15 protein-coding genes are annotated in these 15,110 nt (G+C 36.7%); 10 read left to right on the top strand and 5 right to left on the bottom strand.

The window, feature by feature from the left end:
• Positions 1–121: 121 nt before the first annotated feature.
• From HNQ80_RS02915 to HNQ80_RS02900, 4 genes are all read left to right on the top strand, one after another.
• Positions 122–808: a response regulator transcription factor gene (locus tag HNQ80_RS02915; RefSeq protein ID WP_184307997.1), complete on the top strand. Its 687-nt coding sequence runs from the start codon at positions 122–124 to the stop codon at positions 806–808.
• Positions 798–2,108 carry a sensor histidine kinase gene (locus HNQ80_RS02910; RefSeq protein ID WP_243182942.1) on the top strand — a complete coding sequence of 437 codons (1,311 nt, stop codon included), beginning with the start codon at positions 798–800 and terminating at the stop codon, positions 2,106–2,108. Before HNQ80_RS02915 ends, HNQ80_RS02910 begins: the two co-directional genes overlap by 11 nt.
• A 174-nt stretch (positions 2,109–2,282) precedes the next feature.
• Entirely contained in the window at positions 2,283–3,041 is a 759-nt protein-coding gene (locus HNQ80_RS02905; protein WP_184307993.1) for a DUF5683 domain-containing protein, read from the top strand.
• Positions 3,042–3,055: 14 nt separating this feature from the next.
• Positions 3,056–3,505 carry a hypothetical protein gene (locus tag HNQ80_RS02900; protein ID WP_184307992.1) on the top strand — a complete coding sequence of 150 codons (450 nt, stop codon included), beginning with the start codon at positions 3,056–3,058 and terminating at the stop codon, positions 3,503–3,505.
• 168 nt (positions 3,506–3,673) lie between these two features.
• Here HNQ80_RS02900 and HNQ80_RS02895 read toward each other — a convergent pair whose 3' ends face one another.
• From HNQ80_RS02895 to HNQ80_RS02880, 4 genes are all read right to left on the bottom strand, one after another.
• Positions 3,674–4,558: a hypothetical protein gene (locus HNQ80_RS02895; protein WP_184307991.1), complete on the bottom strand. Its 885-nt coding sequence runs from the start codon at positions 4,556–4,558 to the stop codon at positions 3,674–3,676.
• Positions 4,559–4,605: 47 nt separating this feature from the next.
• A complete protein-coding gene (locus tag HNQ80_RS25800; RefSeq protein WP_184307990.1) occupies positions 4,606–6,051 on the bottom strand; it encodes a sensor histidine kinase in 1,446 nt (481 codons plus the stop codon).
• Positions 6,048–6,704, bottom strand: coding sequence for a response regulator transcription factor (locus tag HNQ80_RS02885; RefSeq protein WP_184307989.1), 657 nt, complete (start codon positions 6,702–6,704; stop codon positions 6,048–6,050). Before HNQ80_RS02885 ends, HNQ80_RS25800 begins: the two co-directional genes overlap by 4 nt.
• 172 nt (positions 6,705–6,876) lie before the next feature.
• On the bottom strand, positions 6,877–7,659 hold the full coding sequence (locus HNQ80_RS02880) for an ABC transporter ATP-binding protein (protein ID WP_330602740.1): 783 nt from the start codon (positions 7,657–7,659) through the stop codon (positions 6,877–6,879).
• Between the two features lie 516 nt (positions 7,660–8,175).
• Between HNQ80_RS02880 and HNQ80_RS02875 the strand changes: the two genes are divergently transcribed.
• From HNQ80_RS02875 to HNQ80_RS02860, 4 genes are all read left to right on the top strand, one after another.
• On the top strand, positions 8,176–10,038 hold the full coding sequence (locus tag HNQ80_RS02875; protein WP_184307987.1) for a DUF7910 domain-containing protein: 1,863 nt from the start codon (positions 8,176–8,178) through the stop codon (positions 10,036–10,038).
• 229 nt (positions 10,039–10,267) lie between these two features.
• Positions 10,268–10,921 carry a phosphatase PAP2 family protein gene (locus tag HNQ80_RS02870; RefSeq protein ID WP_184307986.1) on the top strand — a complete coding sequence of 218 codons (654 nt, stop codon included), beginning with the start codon at positions 10,268–10,270 and terminating at the stop codon, positions 10,919–10,921.
• 199 nt (positions 10,922–11,120) lie between these two features.
• Positions 11,121–11,909 (top strand): AraC family transcriptional regulator, encoded by a 789-nt coding sequence (locus tag HNQ80_RS02865; protein WP_184307985.1) that lies wholly within the window; start codon positions 11,121–11,123, stop codon positions 11,907–11,909.
• Between the two features lie 66 nt (positions 11,910–11,975).
• Positions 11,976–12,383 (top strand): DUF2000 domain-containing protein, encoded by a 408-nt coding sequence (locus HNQ80_RS02860; RefSeq protein WP_184307984.1) that lies wholly within the window; start codon positions 11,976–11,978, stop codon positions 12,381–12,383.
• 170 nt (positions 12,384–12,553) lie between these two features.
• On the opposite strand, the gene HNQ80_RS02855 is transcribed toward HNQ80_RS02860, so the two are convergent.
• Positions 12,554–12,976: a pyridoxamine 5'-phosphate oxidase family protein gene (locus HNQ80_RS02855; RefSeq protein WP_184307983.1), complete on the bottom strand. Its 423-nt coding sequence runs from the start codon at positions 12,974–12,976 to the stop codon at positions 12,554–12,556.
• A 143-nt stretch (positions 12,977–13,119) separates the two neighbouring features.
• On the opposite strand from HNQ80_RS02855, the gene HNQ80_RS02850 reads away from it, so the two are divergent.
• A complete protein-coding gene (locus HNQ80_RS02850) occupies positions 13,120–14,052 on the top strand; it encodes a helix-turn-helix transcriptional regulator (RefSeq protein WP_184307982.1) in 933 nt (310 codons plus the stop codon).
• A gap of 118 nt (positions 14,053–14,170) precedes the next feature.
• Positions 14,171–14,917 (top strand): nitroreductase family protein, encoded by a 747-nt coding sequence (locus tag HNQ80_RS02845; RefSeq protein WP_184307981.1) that lies wholly within the window; start codon positions 14,171–14,173, stop codon positions 14,915–14,917.
• Positions 14,918–15,110 lie beyond the last annotated feature (193 nt).

Raw genomic sequence — 15,110 nt, 5'->3', positions numbered from 1 at the left:
TGCTCAGATGCGGTAAAAAAGACAGAAAAATGTCCACGGCATAGGAGCTGAAATCAGCCCCTATGCCGTGGAACCATCTTGTTTTTATCTCTGTTTGAATTTGCAGGTAGGAGGTGTGAAAATGAGGATTTTAATGGTGGAGGATGAGAAGTATATGGCTGAAGCGATTGCTCAAGTCCTTAAAAAGAATCACTATAGTGTTGATTTGGAGTATAATGGTGAAGATGGGCTGGACTGTGGGATTTCTGGCATTTATGATATCATCATTCTAGATATTATGCTTCCCAGAATAGATGGTATAAGCGTGCTCAAAGAATTACGCCGAAATGGTATTGAAACACCTGTTATCCTGTTAACGGCAAGGGGTGAAACAGAGGACAAGGTACGCGGCCTTGACAGCGGTGCGGATGATTATTTGGCAAAACCATTTCATACTGACGAGCTGTTAGCTCGTTTGCGTGCATTGGGGCGTAGAAAAATGGAACTGATCAATGACGGCATACTTAAATATGGAGATATTGAGTTGAATCCGCTTACGCTCATGCTTCGCTGTGAAAATAAGGAGATAAAACTAACCTTAAAAGAGTCCCAAATATTAGAACTACTAATAAAAAGAAGTAACATGATCACTTCAAAAGAGATTATTATTGAAAAATTATGGGGTTATGATACTGATGCTGAAGATAACCATGTAGAAATACATGTATCCCTTTTACGAAAAAAATTAACGCTGCTAGAATCTGAGGTTTCTATTCGCACGATACGGGGTGCGGGATATGTGCTGAAGACAGTAAAGGATGGAGAATAAAATGTTTATAAAGCTGCGCAACAAATTTCTCATTCTTAATATGGCAATTACTTCGATGGTAATGATTGCTGCGTTTGCTATCATTTATTTTATTACCTATAGCAATATACATTCGGAAATTCAAAAAAAATTGAATGCAGGATCTGAAATGCAAATAGCGATAGAAGGAACCGACTTGCCTGATGACGCGGAAAAGGGAGGTTCTATGGTCACTTCCCAAAATTTTTCTTTGGATGGTCCTCTTTCATTTAACATCGAGGTAGATACGGATGGTAAGATTTTAAAAATCAACTCTTTTATTGATATGCCTAACGAAGCCTATTATAAAGCTGCAGAGACTGCATGGAGCAATAGAAAAAACAATACTACAATAACATTAGAAGGAAAACAATGGAAATATACTATAAACCAAATGAGAAAGCATGTTATTCAAGGAAACGGACAACAATATACTGTCGTAGAAAACAAGTATCAGATAATGTTTTTAGATGTGACGGAATCCAATAAAACCCTGTTTGAACTGCTTACTACGTTACTTTTCGTAGGACTAATAATGATTTTTGTTATTTTTATCATTAGCCTTTACTTTGCCAATCGGGCAATTAGACCAATAGCCGAAACATGGGAAAAGCAAAAACAATTTGTTGCTGATGCTTCTCATGAATTGAAAACACCCCTTTCAATTATAAACGCAAATTACGATGCACTTTTGGCAAATCAGGAGGAAACCATTAAAAGTCAATTAAAATGGCTTGGCTATATAAGAATCGGAACAGATAGAATGACAAAACTTATAAATGACCTTTTGTCTTTGGCTAAAATAGAGGATATAAATTTAGAAGCACAAAAAACGCCATTTAATATGAGCAGCGCTATTCATGATGTAATGTTGTCGATGGAAGCAGTAGTGCTTGAAAAAGGTATTGGTCTTTCCCATTCGATAGAGCCTGACATAATTGTTAAAGGTGATCCAGAAAGAGTTAAACAGGTGGTTACGATTTTATTCGATAATGCTATAAAATATTCAAATGAAAATGGGCAGATTGATATATCACTTAAAAAATCAAAACGGCAAGTTGTATTTTCTATAAAAAATAGTGGGAAAGGAATTGCAAAACAGGATTTAGCGAAAGTTTTTGATAGATTTTATAGAGCAGATCCATCCAGAACCCATGAAAACGGCAGTTATGGTTTAGGGCTATCCATTGCAAAAACAATCATAGATAGGTTGGGCGGCGAGATAGGTGCTACAAGCGTGGAAAATGAATGGACGACTTTTACATTTACACTTAGACTGTAATGTATCAAGCAAAATGATATAGGGCGCGTTGTCTGCGCTATGAAATTTTTAGGCGTGGCAATAGATATACTTCAACAAGAATAAAACATAAGTAACAATGAGAAAATATAGTAGAATCATCAGCAAAAGATATGACTTTCAAGGTGGACTATCCATGTAGTAGGTGTAATGATTATGAAAAAATATCACCGCCGTCCTTTGGCAATCCTGAGCAAGTTTGGAGTTACTAATTTACATCGTCAGAATCCTTATATAGTAGCTTGGTGGGCTGCTGCTTTTCCTGGATTTGGTCATTATTTACTAAATCAGTATTTTCGAGCTACCTTGTTAACATTAACGGAAGTAATTACAAATACTCTCGCCCATGTCAATGAAGCTATCGTATATACTTTTTGCGGAGATTTTGAGCGGGCTAAAGTGGTCTTACAACCTAGATGGGCATTAGGGTATATTATTATTTATTTCTATTCAATTTGGGATAGTTATCGCTCAACTTTGGCACAAAACAAAATGTGCCATCTAGCAGAGCTTGAAAATGAACGATTGGATTGTATGCTTTTTACTTCCAGTGAGATTCAATACCTAGAACAGAAAAAACCAGCTACAGCAGCAATATATTCTTTTTTCTTTCCAGGGCTGGGGCAATTATATAATCATCGATTTGGACTTGCATTCTATGCAATGTTATGGTGGTGGATATATTTGACTCTGTCGCGGGCCCATGAATCTTTAACCATGATAATAACTGGAAATATTGAAATGTCAATCCCCCTTCTTCATCCCCATTGGCTATTATTTATGCCATCAGTTTTAGGTGGGTCAGTGTATCATGCATTTATTACTAGTAAGGAACACAATCGACTTTTTCGGTTGGAACAGCGTCGATTTCTAAAAGAACGCTATCAAGATTCTGATGTACGCATTTTTGATTAGAAGGTGTTTAACATATGCTAATAATTGGAGCTTTCAAATATTCTATTGAACTGGAGGAAGCTTTAGGGGAGTTAGAGAATAATGGTATATCTAGAAAACATATATTAGCTGTTCCTATGAATACTTACGTTGGTACTTCAATAGATTTTATAAGTGAATCCCATGACTTTTATTCAAAAGGCATTGAAGTAGGTATGGCGTGTGCAACTGCATGTTCAGTTATAGGTACTAGTATGGGATTCGTTTTGAGATGGGGCCCAATTATTTGGGGATTAACGGCTGCATTTATCGGATTCATTATAGGCTTTGGATTGTATTTTTTCTTTTATAAGAGCGCTCATCGAAATCTTTCAAAAGAACTTCCTGAAGCTACTATCATCGTTCAATGTTCAGAAGAACATTCTAATCTGGTTATGGAGATTATGTGGAAATATGATGTTCTGACGATTGGACAGGTCTCCTAAAATAAAACGCATTTGTCGATGTGAATTGCAAACAGCGGCTGGGCATGTAAGTAATCCGTACACGATTTAGCTGTTATTAAATTCTATAGCACGGGACAAAAAGATTTGTATAATTATAGGACGTTTTGTTTGAAAAGTTTATATCAAACAAAACGTCCCGTTGATCTATTATCCTACTGCTTTATCTGTGAGTGGCTTATAATCTAAACTTCCGTCGTAACCATTTGGAAAGTATATATAGGCTGCTGCTTCTTTGTTTTCACCAGTTAAGCGCACTGCGCATGCGGAACCGTCAGATAGTTCACATACCACGGTGACACCGGCTTCAGGCATTGCTAATACCACTTTGCTGCTGCTTATGGAAACATTCTCTGGAAGCAATACGGAGATAGCTTGCTCTGCCTTTTCTATCCATGCAGGGTCTTCCAGATTCTTACTGATATGCGTAGTATAATCATCATCGTAAAAACCTGCGTCAAGCATTGTACCGCTCACAGAATTTACGCTGGCAATATATGATCTTACAATCCTGTTTTGATCTTTATTCTGGGCTGCTTCTGGTGAACGGAATACTACTGTCCAATTATCAGAGTTTGGAACAGCGTTTTTTGAAAAACTTGCTTCCGCAGTGTAGCCTTTAAAATCAACCCCATAGGCCTTTTTAAGTATGTCTGCAGCATAAGCGGCAGCTTGCTGTGCTGAAATATCTTTATCGCCGGGTGTAAGATTAGAAATGATCTCATTATATTTCTCTTCGATTCCCTCAGGGGTGATGCCGGGAATCTTGCTCAACTTTTCTCTAATAAGGCCCATTCGTTCAGATCCAGCCTTAGATAGGTCAATAACAGTATATTCTGCGATAGTTTCAGTTTCAGCAGATTGACTTTTCACATACTCCGTAATATTCGTTGTGGTGCGAACTGCATTTGCCGATACACTTTCGGGCACGTTACGGTCAAGTGTTAAAGCCATTGCGGAGCTGCTTCCAGCGATTAGAGCGGCTGCTGCAACAAATACCCATGTGTTTTTAGCGATTGTCTTAAACTTTGTCATTTTGATGATCTCCTTTTCAATAAATGTAATGTAGTACTACAAATACATCATACATCTCTAAGGATTACGGAGTTTTCAGAAGGTTGTAAAGAAGTTGTAAAAACGATTTGAACGGTGGTCCCTTTTCCTAAGAAAGAGTGGATCTTCAGCTCAGCACCATGTAGATGGGCGATCTCTCTACAAAGGGATAATCCCAATCCTATACCGCCTGTGCTTCGTGAACGAGCTTTGTCCACGCGGTAAAAGGGTTCCCACACCAAGGCAGTTTGGTCCTCTCCCATTCCACAACCCCAATCCCTTACTTCAAGTATTGGTACAGTATCAAAATGAGCGGACAGTTGTATGAAAGAATCCTTAGAAGATGCTTTCACTGCATTGTCTACAAGGTTCACTAATAGTGATTGGAGAAGAATAGGATCTCCTATTAGTTCATTTAATGAGGAATGAATATCCAGCTGGATGGATTTCTCCTTTAACTTTGATTCTAACGCTGATTTTACCTGATGAAACAATTCCAAGGGAATTATTTTCTGTACATCCAACTTACTATTTCTTATAAGTGCTAAATCTAGCAATTTAAATGCTAAGTTTTGCATCCTGTCAGTTTCGCTTACAATATAACCAGCTGCTTTTATGCGGTTTTGCTCGTTGGTGTTAGTGGCCTGGAGATATTCGGCATAGCCGCGAATCGCTGTAAGCGGTGTCCGCAGCTCATGGGCTAAATTGTCTACGAGACGCTGTTTATCTTGTGCATTTTTGTCAAGCTCAATAATCTTTTCTTGTATGCGGGAAGCCATCTGATTGAAGTTTTCTGCCAAGTCATGGAATTCATCTTTGCCTGGTATATTAACTCGTTCATCATATACACCACTGGATATTTTACGGGTAGCCTTCTGCATAATTCTTATTGGCCGGGTAAGCTTCCTTAATAACAACAGCAATATCAATGTGAGCACGATTTCCACCAATGCAGTAACCGTGATCAGATAGCGAGTGAGCTGGGAGTGGGTATGATACAGTTCAGACAGGTCACGAACATAAGTAAGCGCATAGTCTTCATATTGCCCACCTATTTTTCCAGCGATATATAGGTAGTTTTTTCCATTGTTTGATAGTACCTGTAATTTTACAGCATTCCAATCTAGCGCGTCATTATCTGTATTGTATGTGACAGCAAAAGGGATGTTTGTGAAAAGGAGCTCGTTTGAGTGCTTTAGCTCAAGGAACACATCTTGCTTTCTATAATAGTCAGCATAGGAGCGCATCAAGTTCCCTATAGAGGAGGGCGTCATCTCGGCTTTTTCAAGGTAGTAAATGCTGTTCATCGTTTCATGAATACCATTCATGATGAAGTGATATTCACCCAGTGCTCGGTCAGTATCTCGCTGCATGTTAAGGGAGAAGCTATATTTAGAAGTAAGGTAGAGACAGATATTGATGGAAATAATAAAAATAATTAAAATTCCAATAAATGCTTTTTGCCAAAACTTCACTGGTCCACCTCCAAACGGTATCCCATTTTATATACAGTTTTTATTCTGTTTTCCCAGTTTAATTTTTTACGCAGTTTTTGAATATGCACATCTACTGTTCTTGTCTCTCCAAAGTAGTCATACTCCCAGGCCAGTTTCAGCAGTTTCTCCCGGGATAGGGCGATATTTTTATTTTTAATGAGTATTTCCAGTAATTCATACTCGCGAAGGGTAAGTTCGATTTCACTTCCGTTCACGGTAACGACTCTGCTCTCCAGATTTACAACGGTACTGTCTAGTGAAAAAATATTTAATGATCGTTGGGTGCGGCGAAGTATAGCTTCAATACGTGCCAGTAGCTCAATTGTTTCAAAAGGCTTTACGATGTAATCGTCAGCACCTAGCTTAAATCCTTTGACTCTATCCGATAGATTGCCCATGGCAGTAAGGAAAATTACAGGTGTATTTTCAGGAACATATTGCATCAAGGAAAAACCGTCTAGTCCTGGAAGCATGATGTCCAGAATAATGAGTGAATAAGTATTCTGCTTTAAGTAGTCAAGCGCCTCATTGCCTTCATATGCCTGTGTGCTGGTATGACCTACCAACTCTAGATTCATAGCAATAAGATCGTTTATGGATTTTTCATCTTCAACGATGAGAATATGCGCCATAAAACCACCTCCGCTCTTAGTTTACCATATATGATAATTAAGAAATGTAATAGAGTTGTAAATTCGGGTTGGTGGATATTGGATAAGGGATAAGATACGAATTACCATACCTTAAAACTGTTAATTGAGACCAGTGGCAGAGCGTATGGGCGCTTGTCTATAGATACAGGCGCTAAAATGGCTGAGAATCAAGACGCAGTAAAAACCGATCCCCTAGCTTCTCGCATAGGACAGGTGCCTCGAAGAAATCACAAAGATTCTCTTTGGTCAGCACAAAAGCTGTTTTTCCTGAAGAATGGACTTGTCCTCTACGCAGTAGTAGGGTATGGCTAAAAGTTGGTAGGATTTCCTCCGTACGATGGGTAACATAAATCAGTGTAGGGGCATCCTGTTCGTAGCTTAATTTTTCTATGGTGGAGAGCAATTGTTCCTTTGCGAATATATCTAATCCGGTACAGGGCTCATCCAGAATAAGCAACCGGGGGGAAGACATAAGAGCCCTAGCAATTAGAACGCGCTGCTTTTCACCTTGGGACAAGGACTGATAGGTTCGATTGGACAGATGACCACTAGCCAAACGATCCAATAAACTTTTAGCAAAATCTCTATCCTCTTGACTAGGGTGTTCATATAGACCGATCGTAGCAAACTTGCCACTTAAAACGATATCTTCTACGGATTCAGTTCCATAGAGTCTCTCTTGAAGAGCTGTACTTACCCAACCGATAGATTTTCTTAACTCCCTCAAATCATATTTCCCAAAGATCTTGCCAAGAACCTGGAGTTCTCCCGTTGAAGGAAATAGGTATCCGTTGATCATATTTAACAGGGTGGTTTTCCCTGAACCGTTTAACCCTAAGATTGCCCAATGCTCGCCAGCTTTTACCGACCAATTCACTTCTTTTAAAATATACTTTGAATCCCGAATAACTGAAACCTGCTTTGCTTCGATCACCAACTGAATTCGCTCCTTTATTAAAATAAGATTTTAATGCCTAATAGCATTTGATTGATTTTTCTTATTATAATAAATTTTCTGGATAAAGTCATCTTTTTATTTCTTTGTGTAGATATAGGAAAGTTTACTGCCTGTTATTTCGGGCAAGAATCTCATGAAAGTTTTAGATATTTAGGATGAAGATAACAAGTGTTTCGTTATGATTTGAACTAGATTCTTGAAAAAATTGAATAATCTTTATAGTTAGAGAGCCACGGCAGTTGTCGGTGACTCAGATGATTGGCTATCTGTGTTTTTTAAAAACGAGCTAGAAATAATTACAGTAGCTTTATATTTTATTTACATTATGATTACAATTATCTTATTTTCATTACAGTTCCATAGAATGTGAATATTTCAGAGAGTACGACACTAATAATGATACTAAACTAATTCAAAGAGATATTCATATTTCATAATTTTTTGAGTGAATACTTATTGTGATTTAGTTCAAAAAAATAGGAGAGTGTTGGTATGAAAAAAATGAAAGACCATTTCAAAACATGTACAGTTTATGTGATCGCATTCGTGATGTTGATATCACTGATGGCTTTGCCGGATGACGTCTACGGGTTAAATAATGTAAAGATGACGGTTTCCATCAAAACATTTAATGGGAAATATCTGTGTGCTGAGAATGGAGGCGGAAGTGAATTAACAGCGAATAGAAACAAGGTTGGAGAATGGGAAATCTTTCAAATGGTCGATCTGGGAAAAGGGTATATTGCGCTGAAGGGCTGTAATGGAGATTATGTGAGTGTCTCTAAAGATGGAAAAAATGTTTATGTGGATAGTGACGAAATAGGGCAGAGGGAGATATTTCAATTAATAAACCTAGATAATAATAAAATAGCTTTTAAAACCTATAATAAAAATTATATGTGTGCAGAAGATGGCGGCGGGGGTAAAGTAGTTGCGGACAGAAAGAAAATAGGAGACTGGGAAACCTTTGAGTTAATTGAAACAGGTGATGACCAGATAGACTTTGAAGGATTAGAATATATAGCATTACTCGCAGCAAATGGAAAATATCTGTGTGCTGAAGATGGAGGCGGCAATGCAGTTGTAGCAAATAGAGATCAAATCGGTAGTTGGGAAACATTTGAAATCATCAAGGTAGATAGAAATACCGTAGTTTTGAAGACAAGTAATGGCAAGTATCTCTATCTTCAAGATGAAGAAGATGGAAATATAAATGCAAAGGCGACAAAAATAAGTGATCGAGCAAAGTTTGTTTTTTCCGATTTAGGGAATGATCGAGTAGCACTAAAAGCTAGCAATGGAAAATATGTAACTGTAGAGGATGAAGATGAGATTGCAGCAAACAGCAAAGAAGTGAATAAGTGGTCTACTTTTAAAATCATAAAAGTTCAAGAAGCTCATTCTGACAAATGTAATTTAACCGCAATACCTGGTGATAAAAGCGTGTCATTCACTTGGACCAAACCAAATAATACAAAAAATATTATAGGATACAACCTTTATAGAGGAACTGCTTCAGGTAGAGAGTCAAGTACTCCTATTACCGATTTTCCTATAGAAGGAACTTCCTATATGGATAAAAACTTGGAAAGTGGAACCACATACTACTATGTGCTAAGGGCAGTTTATAAAGATAAGACATTAGGAACTACTTCTAATGAAGTGGCAGTATCATTGAAATCCAGAATAACTTTAAGTGCAAAAGCAGGAGAAAATGGTGTTAATCTATCATGGAACAAACCAAGTGATGCAAGTAGCATTGTAGGATATAACCTTTATAGAGGAACTGCTTCAGGTAGAGAGTCAAGTACTCCTATTGCAGATTTCCCTATAGAAGGAACATCCTATACGGATAAAAATGTTGAAAATAACGCTACCTACTATTATATTTTGAAAGCTGTTTATAAGGATAAAACGCTAGGCGCTGCTTCAAATGAGGTTAGTGTAAAATCTGGTTCAAATAACAAAACCATTGTATTAGAAGTAGGAAGCAAGTATATGTTCGTTAGTGGACAGAGAAAAGAAATAGACCCTGGTAAGGGGACCACAATGACTATAAAAAATGGTAGAACTTTTCTTCCTATAAGGGCGGTTATTGAATCCATGGGTGGAGAAGTAGCATGGGACGCATCGGATAAAAGGGTTAGTATATATTTAAAGAACAACAAGATCTATCTTTGGATTGGAAGCAAAACTGCAAAAGTTAATGGTGCAAGCAAAGAGAGCGATGTAGCACCATATATTTCAGAAAGTGGCAGAACAATGTTACCCTTAAGATTCATCGTTGAGAATCTTGGGTGCGAGGCAGATTGGGATGGAACAACAAAAAAAGTAACCATTAAGATTAACAGATAAGAGATGAACAAGGCTTAGCCTTGTTCATTTCTTATTTATAGAGAGTGAAGACAAAGGAATATGCCCCATTGTTTCGGATATAGCTACAGTGCCATTTTTCACGTGATCTACGAAAGATCCCATGTTTATGGTTTTTAATGGAATTCTAATGAAGTTTTAAGGATCTTCCAACCTTTTATTAATCTCTTTCCTTTACAATAACAATAGCAATCGTAAAGGAGAGATGGAAATGAAAAAAATCAAGGGAAATGTTATGGCCTTATGTCTGATGATGTCCATTCCCCTTTTAAATATCCTCTATGGTATCTTGAACCATGGGGACAGGGGTGCATATAGTCTTATGACAGATATAGATCGAGGAATCCCATTCTTAAAAATATTTATTATTCCCTATGTGGCATGGTATCTATTTTTACTTGGTACCCTTGTTTTCTTTTGCTTGAAGGATCGGGAGACCTATTATAAAACACTGCTTTCTCTGAATTTAGGTCTTTTGATTTGTTATGGCGTGTATTTTTTTTATCAGACTACAGTGCCCAGACCTTTGTTAGTAGGAGAAGATATTTTGACCAGAATGGTGGCATGGGTGTATGCTACGGATCAACCCTTTAACTGTTTTCCAAGTATCCATTCCCTAACCAGTTATCTGATGTTTAAGGGGATTAGACATAGCAGTATCAAAAATAAGCGAAACCAGCTGGTAATTTCGAGTATAGCCTTCACTATTATTTTGTCTACCCTATTTGTAAAGCAGCATGTTGTGCTAGACGCTATTGCTGCCATTTTCTTAGGGGAAGTGTTATTTAATCTGATTAGTAATATATGTTGGAGGCAAGGAGAGGCATCTGAAAAATATATCTTGAATATTGGAAAAAATCGTTAGTAATAAGTTGAATTCTATAAAGAAAAACCCCTAATTTGGTATGATGGGGCTGTCAAGACACTACTGCCAAAAGGAGTTTTTCCATGCTTAAAGACAAATAGCGCTTTGTCAAATAGATGATTCTTGACTTAAAAAGAATTCGATAATAGAATCAAGGCATAGAAAAAAATCTAGTCTATGATTTTCTAGGAAGGTGCATATGAAAAGGATTGATTATTATAGATCAGAACCATTTAACATGGTGGAAGTTAAAACTTGCTCCAACGATATACATGCGTACAAAGACCACCTTCACCAAGAGCTATCCATTGGCTATATAGAAAAAGGATCATCCATACTAAATATTAATGGAAGCGATTATTACATGAAAGCTGGAGAAGCTATCATGATATATCCATATGTAAGTCATAAATGCCAGCCTTTAGATCTGAATGATTGGAAGTTCACAATGATTTACATACAGAATGAATTTTGTGAAGAGATGTTTCATCATTTAGGCAGCAAAAATGCAATTGGTATAAAGAAATTAGGCACTTTTGAATTTAATCAAATTCAAAGTTTAGTCGATGTTTTAAAAAGCAATACCAGTGGATTTGATAAGGAAGTTGAATTGATAAGTACGCTCATACATTTATTTGACGTACAGGATATAGCAATACAGCTACAGAGCAGCAAAAAAATAACTGCAGTAAAGGCTTATATTGAAGAAAACTTTCTTGAACCTTTAAAGCTGAAAGACATGGAAGAAAAGTTTGACATTAGTAAATTTGTTTTGATTAGAAATTTCAAGAGTCAATTTAATACGACGCCAAGTGCATATCAATTGCAGCTTAAAACTGATTATGGGAAATGCTTATTAAAAAGCAGCGATGACATTGTAGATATAGCACTGAAATCTGGCTTTTATGATCAGGCTCATTTTACAAAAGAGTTTAAAAAGGCTTATGGAATCACACCGTTCCAATATTACAAAGCTTTACATGATTAAGGGTCAATATCATACAATAAACAAATAGAAAATACCTTTATAATTTTTCATAAAGGAGGTATTTCTATGAAGTGTATAATGATTGTTGACGAAAACTTGCCTACAGGGATTATTGCAAACACAACTGCCGCTTTAGGGATTAGTCTGGCAAGTGCAGTAAATGGATTGATTGGTAAAAAACTATTGGATAAGGACGGCAGAACCCATCAAGGCATTACCAATATCCCAATTCCAATATTAACCTTATCCAAAGAGGAAATAAAGGTTAGGTACGATGAACTATTAGAGAAGCAAGATGAAGATATTCATGTGATTGGGTTTAGTGAGATCGCTCAAAAATCCTTGAATTATGATGATTATGGGGTAAAGCTGTTAGGGGTAAGTAAGAGTGAAATTAACTATTTAGGTTTATGTCTCTACGGACCAAAGAAAAAGATCAATAAACTGACCGGAAATTTGAAAATGTTAAGATAGTTGGAATAAACAGCCTACAATGAAAATATAGCGTATTACAGGGATCGGGCTATTTGACTTTTTTCGTCTATAAAACCGCAGTCAGAGAGGTACGGTGAAGCGTACAACTCTGACTGCGGTTTTTAATAATTGTTGAAATAACTAAAGCAGAGATTCAAGATAAAATTATGTTATAAAGTTACTTTACCCTGCTTGTCAAAACTCAATGTTATATTTGCTTCATTAAAATGAATCTCATAAATAGCTAGCCTATCTCCAGCTTGTGCTATCATTATTTCATAACTCGGATATTTTTTGATAAATGCCTCTTTTAAATCAAATATTGTGAAATCACTTTTTTTAACTATCCCTTTCGTAACGCGAGTGTGTTCAATCATATCAACTGGAATTGTTGTAAATGCTACCTTATTATTTTGTGAAAACTCGAAAGTCTTAGGATTATCTTTAATCGATGAAAAATAAAGAACACCTTTCTTTTGAGGATCATAATAAAAATTCACAACTCTAACATTCGGAACATTGTTTACGGAAGTCGCCAAAGCGATATCCTTCGTATTTTCCATCATCCTATGAAACGCTTGTAAAAATTCCATTTTCATTCTCCTCCTATAGATTATTATAAATGGTTATTCAAGATTCTTTCCAAATATAATCCTATTCTATCATACAACCTTGACAACAGTATGTCATGGTTATATGATGAAATAAATCAAATAGAATCAAAGGATGATAACAATTGAAAATAGATCGACTAATCTCCATTATTATGGTGTTGCTTGAACGTAAAAAAATCAGTGCAACAAAGCTTGCAGAAATGTTTGAAGTAACGCCTCGGACTATATATAGAGATATAGAAACAATAAGCTTGGCAGGGATTCCTATTGTTACTTATCCTGGTGCCAATGGTGGCATTGGCATCATGGAGGAATATAAATTAGATAAAAAGCTTTTCACTACATCGGATATTACAACACTCCTGATAGGACTTGGAAGTATCTCTTCAACATTATCCAGCGAAGAAATCGTAAATACCCTTGCAAAAGTAAAAGGTCTAATTCCAGCGGAGCAATTTAGAGATATTGAATTAAAATCAAGTCAAATTACTATCGACCTTACCCCATGGGCTGGTAATAAGAACTTGCAGCCCAACCTTGAGCAAATCAAGAGGGCGTTAAATGAGAGTAAATGTCTATCTTTTAAGTATTCCGACCGCAGTGGTAAAAAAAGCAGTCGAAAAGTTGAACCTTATAAATTAGTGTTAAAAGAGACAAACTGGTATTTGCAAGGCTACTGTATTTCTAAGAAAGATTTTCGAACGTTTAAACTGTCTCGTATTTCAGCTCTTGAAATAATGGAAGAAATGTTTATTCCTCGGGAATTTCATGCCAAGCCATTAGGTGAGGTAGATTGGATAAAAAATAGGAGTATTACAATCAAACTATTGGTTGATGAGTCTCTCAGGGAACGAATGGTAGAACATTGTGGAGAAGAAAACATCGAACCAGATGAGAATAATAAATTAATCGTCCATTTTCCATTCGTAGAAGATGAGCTAGGGTATAATCTCTTACTTAGCTTTGGTGACAAATGTGAATGCTTAGAACCTGAAAATATACGAATGGAGGTTATTCAACGAATAAAAAAAATACTGGAGGTGTATAAACAATAAACAGATTTTAAAATTGAAAATTTAGTATCTCTATTGGACATGGAATAGAGCCATAAAAGGGCGTTGCTTAGGATCCTTTTTTTTTCAAAGAAATATTGATATACAAGGGGGTAATACGATGAACGACGTTTTAAAACAAATAAAAAATAGAAAATCAATGAGGATGTTTGAGAATAAACCAATTACAGATGAGCTCAAAAAGGAAATATTAAATGCTGCATTTGAAGCACCAACTGCAGGGTGCATGATGCTTTATACCATACTCGATATTACGGATGAAATATTAAAGGAAAAGTTGGCAGTAACCTGTGATAATCAGCCGTTTATTGCAAAGGCACCGTTGGTGCTTATATTCCTTGCAGACTATCAGAGATGGTATGATGCTTTTTCCTTTGAGGACTGCAATCCTAGGGAACCAGGGGAGGGAGACGCTCTGCTTGCTTGTGCGGACGCAATCATAGCTGCTCAAAATACCGTGGTAGCGGCAGAATCCTTTGGAATTGGCTCATGTTATATTGGTGATATCATTGAAAACTGTGAAACTGTTCGGGCGTTGTTGGAACTCCCCGATTATGTGTTGCCAGCTGCTATGGTGGTTTATGGCTATCCTGTGGAGGCTCAAAAAAACAGGAAAAAACCTGCACGTTTTGAAAAAGAGTATGTAGTGCTTGAGAATAAATACCATAGGGTAACCAAAGATGAACACTTGGCAATGCATCATACAAGAAATGAAAAGATGGGCTTAGCAAATAAAGATATCAATGCAGATATAAAAGCTTTCTGCAAACGTAAGTATATGTCCGATTTTGCTTTGGAGATGAATCGCTCGGCATCGGAATATCTTAAAAAATTTCGGTCAGAATAATATAAAGGCTACTACTGTTTCCGAGTAGTAGCCTCAGAGTGTAGATAAAACCCCGTGCTGCATTAAATGCTGTACGGGGTTTTATCATTGTCCTATCTATAAATGAGAAAAAAGTCTTTTTGGGTAGAACTAAAAAGTTACCTGACCAGTTTAAAATAAAAGAGAATATTTAGCAGTCGGATTGATGGTCTAG

This window comes from Anaerosolibacter carboniphilus, from assembly GCF_014205875.1.
Lineage (GTDB): Bacteria > Bacillota > Clostridia > Peptostreptococcales > Thermotaleaceae > Anaerosolibacter > Anaerosolibacter carboniphilus.
This window is presented reverse-complemented; position numbering and strand designations above follow the sequence as displayed.

Coding starts and splice junctions, on each gene's coding strand:
- HNQ80_RS02895 (WP_184307991.1), bottom strand. CDS start 4,558: ATGACAAAGTTTAAGACAATCGCTAAAAACACATGGGTATTTGTTGCA.
- HNQ80_RS02905 (WP_184307993.1), top strand. CDS start 2,283: ATGAAAAAATATCACCGCCGTCCTTTGGCAATCCTGAGCAAGTTTGGA.
- HNQ80_RS02845 (WP_184307981.1), top strand. CDS start 14,171: ATGAACGACGTTTTAAAACAAATAAAAAATAGAAAATCAATGAGGATG.
- HNQ80_RS02870 (WP_184307986.1), top strand. CDS start 10,268: ATGAAAAAAATCAAGGGAAATGTTATGGCCTTATGTCTGATGATGTCC.
- HNQ80_RS02900 (WP_184307992.1), top strand. CDS start 3,056: ATGCTAATAATTGGAGCTTTCAAATATTCTATTGAACTGGAGGAAGCT.
- HNQ80_RS02855 (WP_184307983.1), bottom strand. CDS start 12,976: ATGGAATTTTTACAAGCGTTTCATAGGATGATGGAAAATACGAAGGAT.
- HNQ80_RS02860 (WP_184307984.1), top strand. CDS start 11,976: ATGAAGTGTATAATGATTGTTGACGAAAACTTGCCTACAGGGATTATT.
- HNQ80_RS02910 (WP_243182942.1), top strand. CDS start 798: ATGGAGAATAAAATGTTTATAAAGCTGCGCAACAAATTTCTCATTCTT.
- HNQ80_RS02885 (WP_184307989.1), bottom strand. CDS start 6,704: ATGGCGCATATTCTCATCGTTGAAGATGAAAAATCCATAAACGATCTT.
- HNQ80_RS02865 (WP_184307985.1), top strand. CDS start 11,121: ATGAAAAGGATTGATTATTATAGATCAGAACCATTTAACATGGTGGAA.
- HNQ80_RS02915 (WP_184307997.1), top strand. CDS start 122: ATGAGGATTTTAATGGTGGAGGATGAGAAGTATATGGCTGAAGCGATT.
- HNQ80_RS02875 (WP_184307987.1), top strand. CDS start 8,176: ATGAAAAAAATGAAAGACCATTTCAAAACATGTACAGTTTATGTGATC.